Consider the following 17,620-nt stretch of genomic DNA (forward strand, 5'->3'; position numbering starts at 1 on the left):
AATCTACACGTCTGAACAATCACAATAATCAATACCTTTGTAAATGTTATGAAGTAAACAGATTACATCTATTATGTTGAAAGGATAGAACAGGAGGAGCATATGGTTGGAACCAAGAATAACAGAAGAACTAAATATACGATTAATCTCATTAAAGAGAGCTTCCTGGTTTTATTAGAAACCAAAAAGTTACCTCAAATAACGGTCACTGAAATATGTAACTACGCTGATATCAACCGTGGCACCTTTTATTTGCACTACAAAGATCCTTTTGAATTATTTGAAGTGATGCAGAATGAATTTAATAAAGAATTGGTGGAAGCATTACAAGAAGGAGGCAGTCCTTGCACATCTGAAGAATCCATGGTCAAACTGTTAAACATCATTCAAGATAAGAAAACCATGTATCAGCTTCTAATTTCAGAGAGTGGAAAAAGTGAATTTTTAACACGAGTTTTACTTGAACAAAATTGGAACGAACCCTTTCTAAGGGACTATTCTTTCACTTACAAGGTTTATGGATCTATTGGAGTCATTAATCAGTGGCTCGAGTCCAATGGTGGAGAAAGTCCGCAATCCATTGCTAATATAATTTATTCTTTGGGTCATCAGAACAAATAGTTTGAAAAAAACACGCTAAGAGTGGCATTTTAGGAAGCTATATAATAATTACTGTAATAATGTACTATATATCAACAGTCTGTTAACATGCCATATCTCCAAATTTCTGAACCCAGAGGATTTATAATATAAAAAAGTGCCTTTAAACAATGTGGTTAAAGGATTTGTTGTCGAGCTTTGACTTGAAATTCTGAGGTACGTGAGTACCGTAGGAGTTCTACCCCCGTCCTTATCATCCTTGACCAGAAGATCGCATGACTCTCATGAAATATTGAGGTCATGCGATTTTTTTATTTTAAAAATCAGAGCATTACAGATCGTCGCTGCCGAAGATATTTTGGAGTTGAATTCTGAATAAATTAATAGTTGACAGCATTTTTGAAAGCGGTTATATTTATCTCGTAAACAATACGTTATATAACGTTATGTCAAAGGAGAGAATCAAATGAATGCAAATCAGGTTGTTCAAAGTATCCGTGAAAAAGTGGCAGAGGGGATTTCAGAGGTATATTTTGTAGCTTGTGGGGGTTCACTGGTTGATATGTATCCCGCGAAATATTTTCTGGATAGTGAAGCGAAGAAACTGGTAGCAGGGCTCTATACGGCGAATGAGTTTGTTCATGCATTGCCTAAACGTCTGGGCACACAATCGGTAGTAATCGTTTGTTCCCATGGCGGAAATACACCGGAATCGGTAGCTGCGGCGCAAGTAGCCAAACAGCATGGAGCGCACACCATTGGCCTAACCCATAACAAGGAAGCTGCGCTGCTGAATTACTCTGATTATTCTTTCTTGTATGAATGGGGAGATGATAGCAATGTGAAAAATAACCCGATGGCTATCATTCTGGATCTCGCTACTCAATTGTTAGATGCGGCTGAAGGGTATGCGCATGTTGAAGCTTTTCAAAAAGGATTGGAAGCCATCGATGGCATTATTAACCAGGGTAAAAAGCAGGTCGCTCCACGTGCCCGTGTGTTTGCCAACAAATACCGTAATGAGGAGCTTTATTATATCTTGACAAGTGGAGCTTCGTATGGACATGCTTATGGATTTGCAATCTGTTCATTGATGGAAATGCAATGGCTGCATGCTGCGGCGATTCACTCCGGTGAATTCTTCCATGGTCCTTTTGAAGTGACGGATAAAGAAACCCCATTCATCCTAATGATTAATGAAGGGCGCACCCGTGAGCTGGATGAACGGGCACGGACTTTCCTGAATCAGTATGCAGAGAAAGTCGAAGTGATTGATGCTAAAGAGCTGGGAATTGGTACAATTGCTGATGAAGTTGTGGAATTCTTTAATCCGGTATTATTCTACAGTATCATTTGTGTCTATCGCGAGGCTCTTGCCGAGGTGAGAAATCATCCGCTAGAAACCCGCCGTTATATGGGGAAAGTAGCCTACTAATCGGGAGGATAAAACCATGAAAGTTCTAGGTATTGGCGATAATGTGGTAGACAAGTATGTTCATCAGCGTACGATGTATCCCGGCGGCAATGCGCTCAACTTTAGTGTTTTCGCCAAAGGTGAAGGAGCTGTCGCGGCTTTCCTCGGTGTTTTCGGCGATGATGACGAGGCACGTCTTGTGGAAAATACGCTGCAGCAGCTGGAAATCGATATCTCACATTGCAGACATCATAGCGGAGAGAACGGATGTGCACGGGTAACCTTAGAGAATGGGGAACGGGTATTTCTGGGCAGCAACGAAGGCGGGGTTACGAGACTGAATCCAATAGCGTTGAGTGAAGCCGACAGAGAATATATCCGCGGGTTTGATATCCTCCATACAGGGCTTTATAGTCACACCGGACATTTGCTTGCGGAGCTGAATGAACTGGGAATTCCCCTCTCTTTTGATTTCTCCGATGACTTCGAGGATGCGCAGGTAGAACGGTATATTGGCAATGCGGATTTTGCTTTCTTTTCCTGCAGCCATATGACGGATGAAGAGACGCAGAATTTTATTGAGACTAAACGCAGAAGAGAAGGCCAAGTATTGGTGGCAACACGCGGGGGAGACAGATCCATTGCCTATGATGGAGCAAGCTTTTATTATCAGACCCCTGAGCTTATTGAGGCTGTTGATACGATGGGAGCAGGCGACTCTTATATTACTGCCTTTTTAATGAGTATGATTAAGGATGGTGATATTCAAGCTGCTATGCGGGAAGGCTCCAGATTAGCTGCCAAGAGCTGTATGGTGGAAGGTTCCTTTGGATTCGGGGCTTCTTATTAACAACGGATGCGTACTTATCTTTGCTTGTGAAAAAGAGGATCGTTTGTTACTCTAACAATAGAGTAATATAACGTTATATAACAAGTGAGGGTAAATCATGTTAAATTCAGAGCAGGCAGAGCCATTATATATTCAATTGAAAAAAGCGGTCCAATCCGCCATTGCGAACGGTGCCTTTAGTTCAGGAGATAAAATTCCTACTGAAATTGAGCTTAGTGAAACATATAATGTCAGCCGAATTACTGTTAGGAAAGCTATAGAGGAATTGGTGAATGAGGGATATCTGACGAAACGCCAGGGCAAGGGCACTTTTGTCAACGCACAAAAGATCGGCCGCAAGATTGAGCATGTCATCAGTTTTACGGCGGCCTGCAAAGCCAATGGTGTTTCATCACACAGCGTCGTTACGGAGAGAACTAAACTTAAAGCCGATCAGGAAACCGCGGAGCGGCTGCAAATACAGCAGGGTGAACCGGTGTTATATATTCAACGTAAAAGATATGCTGGCGAAAGACCCCTAATGCTGGAAAATAACTATTATCCGTATGACCGTTTTTCTTTCTTAATGGATGAAAAGCTTGAAGGATCGGTATATGAGCTGCTGCGGAAACGTTATCATATTGATCCCAATCAGCCGGGAGAAACGGTGTTGCAAATCACCTTGGCTGATGAACAGCAAGCAAAATTACTGGAGATTCCCATTGGTGATCCTTTGTTCTATATGAACACTATTATTTATGATCAGGACAGTCAGCCGGTTCATGTAGGCAAGCAGTACATTATCGGTGACCGTTATCAATTTACTTTATAATTCATTCTGCTTCTTGCGGTAAGCGGGAAGCAGAAGCTTCGATATAACGTTATAAGTCGTATTATTAATCGGCAGAAAGGCGTTGAAATCATGGAAGCAGTTAAACATGGTTTTGCAGATCGGGTACTGTTGTCTAATGCAGTATTTACAGGAATAGAAGATGGCGTTTCACCGGCATTTATTGCCCTGCAAGGGGAGCGAATCGTCGCGGTTGGAATCCCGGCAGAAGCAGAGGAATGGATAGGACCGGCAACATTTGTTCATCATCTGAAGGATGCGTTCATTATGCCTGGTATACATGATAACCATGTTTTTTTTACCGGTTACATGTCCATGCACCGTGGAGTGGATCTGACGAATGTCGCTACAATTCAAGAGGCTTTAGAGTTGCTTAAACAAGAAGCAGAAAAAATACCCTCAAAGCAAAATGTATACGCTTACGGGTGGAGTGAAGGTTGTTGGGGCGAGATTCCGGGGCAAAGCTTATTAGACGAAGCTTTTACTGAAAGGGCTGTAATCGCCATTAATCTGACGAAAAGCTATTGTTGGATGAACAAGCTTGCTCAGGATAAGTATCAGTTTCTCCCTGACCAATGCAGCGCGGAATCACGCGCCCTCCTCCTTCATGACATGATGCAGGATCAGGAATTAGTCAGACAAGAGTTTTTGGACTTTGCCCGAGTGCTTGCTAAACGGGGTGTCACTTCGATAAAAGATATAGGCTTTGACAGGCATAGCGCTTTGCTGCCGGTCCTTGAAGAGCTGGAAGCAGCGAGAGAGCTGCCGTTGCGGGTCCATTTTGCGCTTGAACCTGTATTGCAGCCGCTTGATATTTCCACGGGTTTGCAGTACAAAGAGCGTTATCAAGGAGAATTTCTTCGGTTTCAGGGATATAAGCTGATGTTGGATGGTGTGGTAGCTGATCATACGGGAGATATGCTGGAGCCTTATGCGGATATGCCCGGTGTTACAAACTTGCAGTCAGTTGACTACGAAGGGTTAGAAGAGGCATTTCGGGCAGCAGACAGCCATGGAATCAAATGCTGTCTAACGGCTGAGGGGGATGCAGCAATTCGTAAGGCAGTAGACATGATCGAAGATTGCAATCGTAACCGGGGAGCACAGCGGATTAGGCATTCAATCAGCGATTTGGAATATCCACATCCCGAAGACATTCAGAGGATGGGGGAGAACGGGATTTTTGCCGAGGTATATGCCCAGATCTTGCTCTTAAATCCTTCTTATGAGGATGCTTATATGGCTGCTGTGGCCGGAAAAGAGAATGAAAGCCGGTTTTATAATTACAAGTCCATGCTTGAGGCCAATGTACCGATTACGATAGGTACAGATTTGCCGCTTTTCCTCACCAGTGTTCCTGATTCGCTGTATGCGGCTTCTTTTCGGTTGTTCCCTGATGGATCCCCTCCGGGAGGCTGGAATTCCGAGCAGGGGATGCCGGCATCAGAAGTCCTAAAGGCCTGGACGATTAACGGGGCCAGACATTGCGGTATGGAAAGTACAGGAACCTTGGAAGTTGGAAAAGCTGCTGATATCGCTGTATTTGACCGTAATCTTCTGGATACAGCTGCAACCGAGATTAGAGATGCACGTGTGATTTTGACAATTACCGCCGGTCAAATCACCTATGATGCTGCCAGGAACGAGGGGTAGAAATGGAAACGGTTAAACGTAAAATAAAATGGTCCCTTCCTCATAGTTATACATTGATTTTTCTGATTATCGTGGCTATTGCCGGATTAACCTGGATTGTCCCGAGCGGCCAATTTGACCGTCAGGAAGTGCTGGTGGATGGTTCCTCCAGAACAGCCATCATCCCGGGAACCTATCATATCGTTCCCAAAATCAGTGAGCAAGGGGATTTGCGACAAGGATTTGCCCAAATTGCCAGTGCGCCGTTAGAAGGAATCATCAATGCTGCTGATGTCGTCGCCTTCGTCCTGATTGTAGGGGGAGCTTTTGGAATTATTCTTCAGACTGGGGCGATTGACCGGGCACTGATGGCTCTAGCCGGAAGACTCAAAAGTAAAGGGATATTACTGATTCCGATAGCCATGGTGATTTTCAGTCTGGGGGGTTCAACCTTTGGAATGAGTGAAGAAATCATTCCGCTTTATGCCATTTTTATACCGTTAATGTTTGCCTTGGGCTTTGACTCCATGACGGCGATTCTCATTCTATTTCTCGGAACACAGATCGGCTATGTCGGATCAACCGTTAATCCTTTCTCTGTATTGATTGCGCAAGGCGTAGCAGGGGTGCAGGGAAATCCACAGCTATGGCTCAGATTTATTGAATGGGTTGTTTTTACTGCGATATCGATTGGTTTTACGATGTGGTATGCGCAGCGGGTGAAGAAGAATCCGGAGAAATCAGCGGTATTCCAAAATGATATTCTAAACCGCCAACACTTCATCAAGGAGAACGAAGGGATAGATGTAAGTTTCTCGAACCGGGATAAATTAATTATTGGAGGCTTCATCTTTACCTTGGGGCTAATTGTCTGGGGAATACTGAGCAAAGGCTGGTATATGACCGAGATCGGAGCGCTTTTCTTTGCACTTGGGATTTTTTCGGGGATTGTCACCCGGATGAGTCAGAAGGAAATTGCCGAGAATTTTGTTAAAGGTTGCGGAGAATTTATCTACGCTGCCGTGATTATCGGTTTGGCCCGGGGGATCCTCGTCGTTGCAGAGAACGGGATGATTATCGATACCATTTTGAATGGGCTGGCTACTATGCTTGAGGGCTTGCCGAATTACTTGTTCACCACCATCATGCTGGTCGTGCATAATATTATTACGTTCTTGGTTCCTTCTTCATCAGGAGAGGCGGCCTTGACGATGCCTGTGCTTGCACCATTAGGCGATCTTGTGGGTGTTAACCGCGAAGCAGTAGTAACCGCATACCAATTTGGAAATGGATTAACGAATCTCATTTCGCCAACAGGCGGTGTGCTGCTGGCAGGTTTGGCCATCGCCCGGATCAATTTTGGACAATGGTTAAAGGTAATTCTCAAGCTGTTTCCGATTCTTTGGCTGGTGGCGGCAATCTTTGCCGCAGTTTCCTCAGCTGTAGGCATGTAGTGGATAAAAAATATTGCAAAGCCATGCGGGATTCCCCGCAGAAGATAATCAAAATCCCAAGGTCATACTGACCTTGGGATTTTTGACTCTATATATTAATCCTATTCCCCTCACATCCCATCTGTAGAAGATGAATCGTCCTCCTAACTAATCTATTTTTGTTTATTTTAACAATCAATCGGCACTCTCCACTTTGTTGTATATTTCCTCCTGATTTGTGGCCACAAATAATGTATGCTAAGAATTTAATCCGTTATTTACCTATCCGTCAGTTTCTGCCGTTCCAAACAGCAGAATATAAACTGTTCAGAAGATAACGCTTCCACGTATGATGTATTCATAACCAGCTGAGTGCTTCATCCGATACTAGTATCACGAATGAGGGAATTTAAGGTGAGAGAATATACGATTGTTAATATTTTATATACCCGCAAGAGTCCTGTGCGCATGAGTGAGCTGATTGCCGAAGTGGGGTTGTCCGAACGGACTCTCCGTGACGTAATCCGTGCACTCGACAAAACAGGAGAGGCGAATGGTTTTGGTATACGCATGATCCGCGGCCAGGGTTATCTACTGGAGATTGGTGATGAAGCCAAATTCAGTAGCTACCAGGAAAAAGGCATGCTGCAGCTGGATCAGGTGGATCTCGATAATAAGCAGTCACGCCAGCAGTATTTACTATTTTATCTCTTACAGAATGATGGCTATCAGTCTATGGATAACATGGCGGAAGAAATCGGCGTCAGCCGTTCTACCATTATTTCTGATCTGAAGGAAGTAGAGCAGCGACTGGCCGCTTTCCGGCTTAGCTTGAAACGTCGGGCTCATTATGGCATGAAAATCGAGGGGGAAGAGCAAGACTTCCGCAAAGCCTTTTCTTACTTTATCTTGCTATCGGGTCATACGCTGCAGCATACGGAGGATTTTCATGCCTTCAGTCAGGACTTTGATGCTGAGCAGCTTAAGGGATTTCTACTGCAAATCCTCAAGGAAAAAGAACTGAAGATCTCAGATGTGTTTCTGGATAATATCTTGACCCATCTGTTCATTCTTCTATACCGGGTTTCCAAGCACAATTTCATTGTGGCTGGTCAAGCCTTGCAGGGAACACCTGAGCCGCTGTATCAGGATATTGCTAGGAGCATCGCAGATTTTATCTCCTCTCACTACCGGATTAAGCTTCCGGCGGATGAGATTGATTATTTGGCGCTGCACATTTCTGGTAAGACCATTATGGAGCGGATGTCGGAAGAGACCAAATCGCATCTGCGGGAGGGAATTACGGCTATTCTGGAGCGCTTGGACCGCGAGTTCCTCACTGGATTCACTCAAGATCACGAGCTGCGCGAAGCGCTTCTATTGCATATGTTCCCGCTGCTGAACCGGTTGTATTACAATCTTCAGCTCGGCAACCCATTGGTGGAGGATGTTTACAGCCAGTATGCCAATGTGTTCGTCATTTCCTTCCGCTTCGCTGAGATTGTAGAGGAGCAGTACGGGTTTCGGATGTCGCGCGATGAGGCAGGGTATGTCGCGTTGCATTTTGCCACCCATCTGGAACGGATGCAGCAGCGCAATCTGGAGAAGTTCAAGCGGATTGCCGTGATCTGCTCGACGGGAGGGGGGAGTGCCCAGTTAATCCGGCTGAAGCTGGAAGCGGTATTCCCCAAAGCATCGGTGATCACAGCCTCCATTACGGAGGTGGAGGAGATCAGCAGCAAGCCTGTGGATCTGATTCTCTCTACTGTACCGCTGGCAACAGAGATTAAGGAAAAACCGGTGATCCATATCAAACAGCTGCTGGATGATCAAGAGATTCAGCGGATCAAAGAAATATTGTCTTTGCAGATTAATCGTACAGAACCGTCCTACAAGCTGATGGATTTCAAGGATTTGTTCCGCAGGGAGCTGTTCCATCTGTCTGGTTCGGACGAAGATTACATGGAGCTGTTAAAGCAGCGCTGCCGGGAGATCGTGGGCAATCATTATGCAGCTGACGATTTCCCTGAACAAGTGCTGCTCAGAGAGCAGAAATTCACCACCATTTACAAAAATGGGGTGGCCGGCCCGCATCCGATGCGGATGAGCGCGATCCGCGACTGTATCAGTGTAACCGTGTTGAAGAAACCGCTGATCTATGAGGGTAAGCCGGTCCAGTTGATTTTTCTGATCAATCTGGGTCCGGGGCAGTTGTTCCTGCACAAAGAGATCAGCAAGCTGCTACTGGTTCTAATGGAGAAGGAAGACAGCCGTAACCGGCTGCTAAACACGAATAGTTATGAGCAATTTATGAATGAGATAGAGAACCTACTATAAATAAAATGACGATACGGAGTGGAGAACCCATGGATTATGAACAAACGATTATGCAGATTATTGCCAGCAGCGGAGAGGCTAGAAGCCTTAGCCTAAAAGCGGTAAGAACCGCGCGCGCCGGAAACCTGGAAGAAGCGGGCGAGATGATTAAGAACGCCAAGACCAGCCTGACCAAAGCACACAAAGTGCAAACGGGGCTGATCCAGGCTGAAGGCCGGGGCGAAAAGACAGAAATTACGCTGCTGATGATTCACGCGCAGGATCATTTGATGAATGCCCTGACGGTTAGAGAACTGGCTGTGGAATTGATCGAAGAAATCAAAGAACGCAAAGCACTCGAACTAGAATTGAAAGGATCGGTGAACTAAGATGAAAAAAATATTGCTCGCCTGTGCAGGCGGATTCTCGACAAGTATGCTGGTGGAACGGATGAAAGAATCGGCACGGACACAAGGGGTTGAAGTGGTTATTGATGCAGTGGCGGAGAGTGATATCGCCGATCAAAAGCCTTTTGACATCATTATGCTTGGACCACAAATGGGACACGCCGAAGGCGATCTGGCCGCAGAATATCCGAACATTCCAGTAACTACGATCGATATGATGGACTATGGCATGATGGATGGGGACAAGGTGCTGGCTACAGCACTTGAACTGATGGAGAAGGGGGCTTAAGTCATGGCAGGCGGCGCAGAATGGAGAGCCAAGATCCAGAAAGTCAGCACGAAAATCCAAAAAAACACCTATATCAGCGCTATTTCCAACGGTCTGATGGCCTTGATGCCAATATTGATTCTGGGCGCTATTTTTTCCCTGATTAATGCACTCAAGCTTGATCCTTATCAGAATTTCCTGGAAAGCACTGGACTCAAAACTTATACTTCGATTCCGGCAACAGTAACCACTGATTTGATCGCACTCTACGCGGTGTTCTCCATCGCTTACAATTTTGCTACCCAACATAAGCAGCAAGGCTTCTCGGCAGGGATTTTGGCGCTGATGAGTTTCTTGCTAGTTACACCAAAAGGACTGCTGGATGACGGTGTGACCAAAGCATTTGGTTACTCCTGGTTGGGCGCCAAGGGATTGTTTGTGGCAATCATCCTGGCACTGCTGGTAGGTAAGATCTATACCTTTGTATTGGAAAAGAAATTCTATATCAAAATGCCGAAGGGTGTTCCGCCCACGGTCGAGAAATCTTTTGCCGCGCTTACGCCTGGTTTTATCGTAGCGGTTCTGATGCTAGTGCTGACGGCGATTTTCGCCGCAACGAAATATGGCAATATGCACGAGTTTGTCTTCTCGATCATCCAGCTGCCATTGACTAGTCTGGGTGGTACCTGGTGGGCGATGCTGATCTGCATCTTCGTAATTCACCTGCTGTGGTTCTTTGGAGTTCACGGCACCTTGGTAGTCTATTCCGTTGTCGGCCCGATTTGGGTGGCTTTGGGACTTGAGAATCTGGACGCTTACCAAAGAGGTGTGGAAGGTACGCATATCATTGGTTCACCGTTCTTCCCGGTTTATGTACTGATCGGTGGTGCGGGGGCAACGTTAGGTCTCATTATTGCGATGTTGTTTGCCAAATCCACACGTTATAAGACACTTGGCAAGCTGGCAATTATCCCAAGTCTGATCGGTGTCAATGAGCCGGTGATTTTCGGGATGCCATTGGTGCTGAATGTTCGGTTTATGATTCCGTTTATCCTGACTCCGCTGGTGAGTAGTGGTCTGGCGATTCTTCTGACGACGCTGGGTATCCTTCCTGTGCTGCACGGGATTCAGGTACCGCTGGGCATTCCGGTGCTGGTTAATGGCTGGATGAACGGGGGCTGGCGCGTAAGTGCGTTCCAGCTGGTTATGATTGGTGCAAGCTTCATGATCTACTATCCATTCTTCAAAAAAGCCGATGCCGAAGCGCTGGAGCAAGAGCAGCAGGCTGAAGCTAAAGCGGCAGCAACCGCTGCCGCCAATTAATAAAAGGAGGCTCAACCGATGACTTATCCATTTCCGGAAAACTTCCTGTGGGGCGGTGCGGTAGCCGCCAATCAGGTCGAAGGCGCGTATAATGAGGGCGGCAAGGGTTTGTCCACTGCTGATGTAGTCAAATATTGTCCTCCTAAGGAACGGCAGAGCCTGGAACAGCTATTGTCCATGTCCGGCCCACAGCTAGAAGAGGCCATACAGGATGATAATCAGGGGAATTACCCCAAACGCAGAGGGATTGATTTCTACCACCGCTACAAAGAAGATATCGCCTTGTTCGCTGAGATGGGTTTTAAGGTATTCCGTATGTCCATCTCCTGGCCACGTATTTATCCGAATGGCGATGAGCAGGTACCTAACGAGGCAGGACTGCGTTTCTACGACGATGTTTTTGATGAGTTGCGCAAATATAATATCGAGCCGCTGGTCACCATTTCCCATTATGAAATGCCTGTGCATTTGGTCACCAAATACAACGGCTGGGAATCCAGAGAACTGGTTGAACTGTTCGTCCGTTATGCGGAAACTGTGTTCACCCGTTACCGGGATAAGGTGAAGTATTGGCTGACTTTCAACGAAATCAACTGTACGCTCAAAGCGCCGTTTCTGGGCGCAGGGATTATTCTGGATGGCAAGTCAAATGAGAAGCAGGTTGCTTTTCAGGCTTTGCATCACCAGTTCGTAGCCAGTGCGCTTGCGATTAAGCGGGGCCGGGAGATCAATCCGCAGTTCCAGATCGGCTGCATGCTGGCCCGCAAGCTGCTCTACCCATATTCCTGTCATCCCGGTGATGTACTGAAAGCGCAAGCGGAGAACCAAATGGCAATGTTCTGCTCCGATGTTCAGGTTAGAGGTTATTATCCTTCTTATATCCGCCGGCATTTGGAGCAGCATGGAGTGACAATAACCATGTTGCCGGGGGACGAAGCTTTGCTGCGGGACAATCTTGTGGATTTTCTTTCCTTTAGTTACTACATGTCCTCAGTAGTCAGTGTGGATGAGAGCATCACGGCCACCACGGAAGGTAACCTGTCCTCAGGGCTGAAGAATCCCTTCCTGAAAACTTCCGACTGGGGCTGGCAGATCGATCCAAAGGGGCTGCGGTTTGTGCTCAAGGAGATGCATGACCGCTACCAGCTTCCTTTGTTTGTAGTAGAGAATGGTCTGGGTGCTGCAGATGTACTCGAACTGGATGGCACTATCCGTGATCCATACCGGATAGAGTATCTGGCACAGCATATTGAGCAGATGGCGGAAGCCATTGCCGATGGCGTGGAGCTGATGGGCTACACCAGCTGGGGCTGTATTGATCTGATCTCGGCTTCCACCTCGGAGATGCGCAAGCGGTACGGCTTCATTTATGTTGATCAGGATGATGCAGGCAATGGAACGCTGCTGCGTCTGCGTAAGGACAGCTTTTTCTGGTACAAAAAGGTCATAACCTCTAACGGAGCAAATTTAAGCTATTAGTGCGGCGTTATAGTCCTTGTTCATTTTTTACGAAAACCTTGAGAAATCAAGGTTTTTTTGTTTTTTTAATAGGGAATAGAAATTTTATGTGTTTCTTCTTATCACGAAGTTTTATCCGGGAAGGCACTTAACTTATGGGCAAGCCGCTTTTTGGCACTATTTTTTTAGGTATTCCGAGAAGTTCTCCTGAAAGTCCAGTGAATGAATATCTTCCCGAAGATGGTGGTGGATTAGCGGACCGATATTGGTGGTTTCCTTTTGCACCATAAGCTCAAGAATGGATTGGTGTTCGCTCCAGATTTCTTCCAGCTTGTCGGTCTTGAGCATGTGCAGTCTGCGGTACCTGAGATAATGTACATTCGACTGCTGGATCAGAGTCCACAGATACTCACGTCCAGCAAGCCTGTACAAGGCCCGGTGAAACTCGTCGTCTAAATTAAGGAAAGAATCTACAGCATTCTCCTGCCCGATGACCTCTTTTTGTTTCTTAAGAATCTCCTTCAGTTCGTGCACCCCGGGTAGTAAAAGCTGTGCAGAAAGATCCTTGAGGATCTCCTTTTCCAGTGTGCAACGCAAGTATGTGATTTGTTCAACAGATTCAAGATCAATAAAGGACACAATATTACCTTTTTTCGGGTAGATATCGGTATAAGATTCCAGTGCAAGCTGTTTGAGAACATCACGCAACGGCGTACGTGAAATCTGAAACCGCTCAGACAAGGCTGTTTCACTTAGAATGGTACCTGGCTTTAACGCCAGCGTGAGGATTTCTTGCTTCAGTGTGTTTAGAATTTCAGCTTTGATTGACATTTCTGTTCCTGCTTTCAATTGTTGATGACAGATACAGTACTAGTATACATGATAAGTTCGTTCATTAAAATCATCGAGATGAAAATAGGGTGGAAATTCCTTGTTTTTATGATAAAATTCCTGATGAATTTGTGATTGACAAAGAATTGTTCTTATTCTATGATCAAGTAAATCTTGTATACAAGATAGATGAAAACGAATTCACAGGAGGGTTTATCAATGAACATGACGTGGAGATGGTACGGCGAGGGCAATGACAATATCACGCTGGATCATATTCGGCAGATTCCGGGTGTAATGGGGATTGTCTGGTCTTTGCACGAGAAAGTAGCCGGAGAAGTGTGGGAAATGGAACGGATCCAAGAAGTGGCGGATCAAATCACCAGCAAGGGTTTCAGCACGGCTGTAGTAGAAAGCGTCAACGTTCATGATGATATCAAAATCGGCTTGCCGACCCGTGATAAATATATCGATATTTATATCGACACCATTCGTAAACTCGCCAAGGTTGGCGTTAAGGTGATCTGCTATAATTTTATGCCTGTTTTCGATTGGACCCGCACAGAGCTGTATAAAGAGTTGCCTGATGGCTCGAATGCCCTCTTTTATGAAAAGGCTGCCATTACCGATAATCCGCGTGAGATGGTGGACCGGATTCTGAAGGGAGCTGGACAGTTCACGATGCCGGGCTGGGAGCCGGAGCGGCTGGCGAAGCTAGATGAGCTGTTTGCGGCTTATGCGGATGTGACAGAAGATAAACTGTTCGACAACCTCCAGTATTTCCTGGAACGCATTATTCCAGTATGCGAGGAAGTGGACATCAAGATGGCTATTCATCCGGATGATCCGGCTTGGCCGATCTTTGGACTGCCGCGTATTATCCGCAATCGGGATATGATCCGCCGCTTTCTGGATTTGGTGGACAGCCCGTACAACGGTTTGACGTTCTGCACAGGGTCACTCGGCACGAATCCGGATAACGATCTGCCAGCGATGATCCGCGAGTTCCATGACCGTATTCATTTTGCACATATCCGCAATGTGAAGGTATTTGAGAACGGTGATTTCATTGAGGTGTCGCACCGTGGGCGTGACGGAAGCGTTGATGTGGCCGAGGTGGTCAAAGCCTATCATGAGAACGGATACATTGGTTATGTACGTCCGGATCACGGGCGTCATCTTTGGGGGGAAGAGAAGAACTGCCGCCCGGGTTATGGTTTGTATGATAGAGCTATGGGCATCATGTATTTGCTTGGTGTCTGGGATAGCTTGGACAACGTCAAGGAGGCAAAATAAATGCTGCATCTGACCAGAAGCAGTATCCAAGGGGAAAAAGCAGCTTGGAAAGCTGCTGGAGTGGAGCTTCCACAGTTCGACTATGAGCAGGTAGCAAACAATACACAGCTTAAACCGGAATGGATTCATTTCGGTGCAGGTAATATTTTCAGGGGATTCGTGGCAAATGCTCATCAGAAGCTGCTGGATAGCAGGAAGTCGGATACAGGTATTATTGCGGTGGAAACCTTTGATTTCGAAATGATTGATAAAGTTTACAAGCCCTACGACAATCTGACCCTTTTAGTGCTGATGAATGCTCGTGGTGATTTTCAGAAAAGAGTAGTCAGCAGTATTGTGGAGGGAATCGCAGCGGACAAAAACCGTGAAGCGGAGTACCGCCGATTGATCGAGGTGTTCGAGAATCCGAGCCTGCAAATGGCCAGCTTCACCATCACGGAGAAGGGATACTCGTTGACGGATCCACACGATAAATATCTTGGCATTGTGAAAAAGGATATCGAGAGCGGACCGGAGCATCCTGTTCATGTCATGAGCATTGTAGCTTCGCTTGCTTATCGAAGATATCTGAAAGGCCAATATCCGATGACCTTTGTCAGCATGGACAACTGCTCACACAATGGCGACAAGTTGAAGAACGGTGTTGTGTCCATCGCTAAGGAATGGGCCCAAAGAGGACTTGTTGTGGAAGACTTTGTGCGCTATCTGGAAGATGAACGATTAATAACCTTTCCATTGTCCATGATCGATAAAATCACACCACGTCCTTCGGAGAGTGTACAGGCCGCGCTTCTGGAACAGGGAATTGGTGATATGGATGTAATCATTACCTCCAAAAACACATATACCGCTCCTTTCGTAAATGCCGAGATTAGCGAATACCTTGTAGTGGAGGACAACTTTACGAACGGACGTCCACCACTAGAGGAAGCCGGAATTATTTTTACGGACCGGGAGACAGTCAACAAGGTGGAGACGATGAAAGTAACGACCTGCCTTAATCCGCTGCATACGGCGCTTGCTGTTTCCGGTTGTCTGCTTGGCTACACCTTGATCGCGGATGAGATGAAGGACGATACTTTGCGGAGGTTTGTGGAGATAATCGGTTACAAAGAAGGTCTGCCCGTCGTAGTGGACCCGGGGATTCTCAGTCCAAAGCAGTTCCTGGACGAAGTCCTTACGGAGCGTTTTGCCAATCCATTTATCCCCGATACTCCACAGCGGATTGCTACAGACACTTCGCAGAAGGTGGGTATACGGTTCGGTGAAACTATTAAATCCTATATTCGACGGGAGGAGCTCGATCCAGCGCAGCTAACAGCGATTCCACTGGCTATCGCGGTGTGGTGTCGTTACTTACTAGGAGTGAATGATGCTGGAGAGGTCTTCACATTGAGTTCAGATCCGTTACTAGAAACACTGCAGGGTTACCTGCAAGGAGTTTCGCTTGGAGACCAAACCGCAAGTGTGCGCCCCATTCTTGAAGATGAGCGACTTTTTGGGGTTCCGTTGTACGCAATTGGTCTAGGCGATAAGATTGAGGTTATGTTCCAGGAAATGATGGCAGGCCCAGGAGCGGTACGGAGAACATTAGAGAACTATTTGAAGTGAAAGCTAGGCAGTTAAGTAGATTTGTTTTAATATAGGAGAAAATAAAGCAAAAAAAAGTCCCGAGGTAATCAATCGGGGCTTTTTTTGTATGATTTTAAAAAATCCAAACAAAGTGTGAAAAGAATCTTATGTAAAATGAGAAGAACGAAAGTTAAACTAAAAACATGGCGAATAACCGGTGTTCGTCAACTGAGCGACGAATTTTGAGGGGGTTCAACACTATGTTGTGAGGCGGGCAGAAAGGCCGGCAAAGTAGAAGCGGCGAAAAGGAAGCGGGATTTATACCGTAGAATGAGGCGGATGGAGTGGTTGCGGAGACAATAGAGGCATTAATGCCCTAAAATGTTGCGGATCGAGCGGATGTGGCGAAAGGAACGGGATAAATCCCACAGAATGCAGCTGATCGGGCGAATACGGAGAAATCTACGGGATAATTGCTTTAGAATGCAGCGGATGGAGCAGATGTGGAGAAATGGACAGGATAAATCCCGCAGAATGCAACGGATCGAGCATACGGAGAAATCTACGGTATAAATCCCGTAGAATGCAGCTGATCGAGCATATACGGAGAAATCTACGGTATAAATCCCGCAGAATGTACCGGATCGAGCATATACGGAGAACTCTACGGTATAAATCCCGCAGAATGTACCGGATCGAGCATATACGGAGAATTCTACGGGATAAATTCCGCAGAATGTACCGGATCGGGCGAATACGGGGAAATGAACGGGATAAATCCCGCAGAATATATCGGATCGAGCGAATACGGTGAAATCTACGGTATAAATCCCGCAGAATGTACCGGATCGAGCGAATACGGGGAAATGAACGGGATAAATCCCGCAGAATGCGGCTGATCGAGCGAATGTGGCGAAATGAGCGGTATAAATCCCGTAGAATGCAACGGATCGGGCGAATACGGGGAAATGAGCGGTATAAATCCCGCAGAATGTACCGGATCGAGCGAATGTGGCGAAAAGAACGGTATAAATCCCGCAGAATGTACCGGATCGAGCGGATGTGGCGAAAAGAACGGTATAAATCCCGCAGAATGCAGCGGATCGGGCGAATACGGGGAAATGAGCGGTATAAATCCCGCAGAATGTACCGGATCGAGCGAATGTGGCGAAATGAACGGGATAAATCCCGCAGAATATATCGGATCGAGCGAATACGGTGAAATCTACGGTATAAATCCCGCAGAATGCAGCGGATCGGGCGGATGCGGAGAAATGAGCGGTAAAAATCCCGCAGAATGCAGCGGATCGGGCGAATATGGTGAAATGAACGGTATAAATCCCGCAGAAAGCAAAGGATCGAGCGGACCGGTCCGGTCCGGTCCGGATCAA

15 protein-coding genes are annotated in these 17,620 nt (G+C 46.3%); 13 read left to right on the plus strand and 2 right to left on the minus strand.

The annotated features are described in order from the left end of the window. Positions 1 to 102 precede the first annotated feature (102 nt). The 11 genes from MKY63_RS18610 (at position 103) to ascB (ending at position 12,551) form a co-directional block, all read left to right on the plus strand. The gene (locus tag MKY63_RS18610; protein ID WP_038572774.1) at positions 103 to 621 is read left to right on the plus strand and encodes a TetR/AcrR family transcriptional regulator; all 519 of its coding nucleotides are present in this window, start codon (positions 103 to 105) and stop codon (positions 619 to 621) included. A gap of 445 nt (positions 622 to 1,066) precedes the next feature. Then, a complete protein-coding gene (locus MKY63_RS18615; RefSeq protein ID WP_339809543.1) occupies positions 1,067 to 2,035 on the plus strand; it encodes an SIS domain-containing protein in 969 nt (322 codons plus the stop codon). Positions 2,036 to 2,051: 16 nt separating this feature from the next. Further along, a complete protein-coding gene (locus MKY63_RS18620; protein ID WP_339809545.1) occupies positions 2,052 to 2,864 on the plus strand; it encodes a fructoselysine 6-kinase in 813 nt (270 codons plus the stop codon). A gap of 97 nt (positions 2,865 to 2,961) precedes the next feature. Then, the gene (locus MKY63_RS18625; protein WP_339809549.1) at positions 2,962 to 3,675 is read left to right on the plus strand and encodes a GntR family transcriptional regulator; all 714 of its coding nucleotides are present in this window, start codon (positions 2,962 to 2,964) and stop codon (positions 3,673 to 3,675) included. Between the two features lie 90 nt (positions 3,676 to 3,765). Beyond that, entirely contained in the window at positions 3,766 to 5,346 is a 1,581-nt protein-coding gene (locus MKY63_RS18630; RefSeq protein ID WP_339809550.1) for an amidohydrolase family protein, read from the plus strand. Between the two features lie 2 nt (positions 5,347 to 5,348). Further along, positions 5,349 to 6,779 (plus strand): YfcC family protein, encoded by a 1,431-nt coding sequence (locus MKY63_RS18635; RefSeq protein ID WP_339809552.1) that lies wholly within the window; start codon positions 5,349 to 5,351, stop codon positions 6,777 to 6,779. A 393-nt stretch (positions 6,780 to 7,172) separates the two neighbouring features. Next, complete coding sequence (locus tag MKY63_RS18640; protein WP_339809554.1) at positions 7,173 to 9,095, plus strand: BglG family transcription antiterminator; 1,923 nt, start codon at positions 7,173 to 7,175, stop codon at positions 9,093 to 9,095. 29 nt (positions 9,096 to 9,124) lie between these two features. Further along, positions 9,125 to 9,463 (plus strand): PTS lactose/cellobiose transporter subunit IIA, encoded by a 339-nt coding sequence (locus tag MKY63_RS18645; protein ID WP_038572728.1) that lies wholly within the window; start codon positions 9,125 to 9,127, stop codon positions 9,461 to 9,463. A 1-nt stretch (position 9,464) separates the two neighbouring features. Continuing rightward, the gene (locus MKY63_RS18650) at positions 9,465 to 9,770 is read left to right on the plus strand and encodes a PTS sugar transporter subunit IIB (RefSeq protein WP_036683292.1); all 306 of its coding nucleotides are present in this window, start codon (positions 9,465 to 9,467) and stop codon (positions 9,768 to 9,770) included. 3 nt (positions 9,771 to 9,773) lie between these two features. Continuing rightward, positions 9,774 to 11,072: a PTS transporter subunit EIIC gene (locus MKY63_RS18655; protein WP_076148309.1), complete on the plus strand. Its 1,299-nt coding sequence runs from the start codon at positions 9,774 to 9,776 to the stop codon at positions 11,070 to 11,072. An 18-nt stretch (positions 11,073 to 11,090) separates the two neighbouring features. Beyond that, positions 11,091 to 12,551 carry a 6-phospho-beta-glucosidase gene (gene ascB / locus MKY63_RS18660; RefSeq protein WP_339279417.1) on the plus strand — a complete coding sequence of 487 codons (1,461 nt, stop codon included), beginning with the start codon at positions 11,091 to 11,093 and terminating at the stop codon, positions 12,549 to 12,551. Between the two features lie 156 nt (positions 12,552 to 12,707). Here the strand turns inward: ascB and MKY63_RS18665 are convergent, their stop codons facing one another. Beyond that, positions 12,708 to 13,361 (minus strand): GntR family transcriptional regulator, encoded by a 654-nt coding sequence (locus MKY63_RS18665; RefSeq protein ID WP_036683283.1) that lies wholly within the window; start codon positions 13,359 to 13,361, stop codon positions 12,708 to 12,710. A 219-nt stretch (positions 13,362 to 13,580) separates the two neighbouring features. On the opposite strand from MKY63_RS18665, the gene uxuA reads away from it, so the two are divergent. Both uxuA and MKY63_RS18675 read left to right on the plus strand, forming a co-directional pair. After that, a complete protein-coding gene (uxuA, locus tag MKY63_RS18670) occupies positions 13,581 to 14,657 on the plus strand; it encodes a mannonate dehydratase (protein WP_038572722.1) in 1,077 nt (358 codons plus the stop codon). Next, positions 14,658 to 16,268, plus strand: a complete 1,611-nt coding sequence (locus MKY63_RS18675; RefSeq protein ID WP_038572720.1) for a mannitol dehydrogenase family protein — start codon at positions 14,658 to 14,660, stop codon at positions 16,266 to 16,268. It abuts the gene before it with no gap. A gap of 329 nt (positions 16,269 to 16,597) precedes the next feature. On the opposite strand, the gene MKY63_RS18680 is transcribed toward MKY63_RS18675, so the two are convergent. Beyond that, positions 16,598 to 17,620: a hypothetical protein gene (locus tag MKY63_RS18680; protein ID WP_339809558.1), complete on the minus strand. Its 1,023-nt coding sequence runs from the start codon at positions 17,618 to 17,620 to the stop codon at positions 16,598 to 16,600.

Origin of the sequence: Paenibacillus sp. FSL R7-0189 (genome assembly GCF_037969925.1) — a bacterium.
In the GTDB taxonomy this organism is placed as follows: Bacteria; Bacillota; Bacilli; order Paenibacillales; family Paenibacillaceae; genus Paenibacillus_AQ; species Paenibacillus_AQ odorifer.

Excerpts from the sequence above, each read along its gene's own strand:
- MKY63_RS18610 (WP_038572774.1), top strand. The coding sequence starts at position 103 with ATGGTTGGAACCAAGAATAACAGAAGAACTAAATATACGATTAATCTC.
- MKY63_RS18615 (WP_339809543.1), top strand. The coding sequence starts at position 1,067 with ATGAATGCAAATCAGGTTGTTCAAAGTATCCGTGAAAAAGTGGCAGAG.
- MKY63_RS18620 (WP_339809545.1), top strand. The coding sequence starts at position 2,052 with ATGAAAGTTCTAGGTATTGGCGATAATGTGGTAGACAAGTATGTTCAT.
- MKY63_RS18625 (WP_339809549.1), top strand. The coding sequence starts at position 2,962 with ATGTTAAATTCAGAGCAGGCAGAGCCATTATATATTCAATTGAAAAAA.
- MKY63_RS18630 (WP_339809550.1), top strand. The coding sequence starts at position 3,766 with ATGGAAGCAGTTAAACATGGTTTTGCAGATCGGGTACTGTTGTCTAAT.
- MKY63_RS18635 (WP_339809552.1), top strand. The coding sequence starts at position 5,349 with ATGGAAACGGTTAAACGTAAAATAAAATGGTCCCTTCCTCATAGTTAT.
- MKY63_RS18645 (WP_038572728.1), top strand. The coding sequence starts at position 9,125 with ATGGATTATGAACAAACGATTATGCAGATTATTGCCAGCAGCGGAGAG.
- MKY63_RS18650 (WP_036683292.1), top strand. The coding sequence starts at position 9,465 with ATGAAAAAAATATTGCTCGCCTGTGCAGGCGGATTCTCGACAAGTATG.
- MKY63_RS18655 (WP_076148309.1), top strand. The coding sequence starts at position 9,774 with ATGGCAGGCGGCGCAGAATGGAGAGCCAAGATCCAGAAAGTCAGCACG.
- ascB (WP_339279417.1), top strand. The coding sequence starts at position 11,091 with ATGACTTATCCATTTCCGGAAAACTTCCTGTGGGGCGGTGCGGTAGCC.
- MKY63_RS18665 (WP_036683283.1), bottom strand. The coding sequence starts at position 13,361 with ATGTCAATCAAAGCTGAAATTCTAAACACACTGAAGCAAGAAATCCTC.
- uxuA (WP_038572722.1), top strand. The coding sequence starts at position 13,581 with ATGAACATGACGTGGAGATGGTACGGCGAGGGCAATGACAATATCACG.
- MKY63_RS18675 (WP_038572720.1), top strand. The coding sequence starts at position 14,658 with ATGCTGCATCTGACCAGAAGCAGTATCCAAGGGGAAAAAGCAGCTTGG.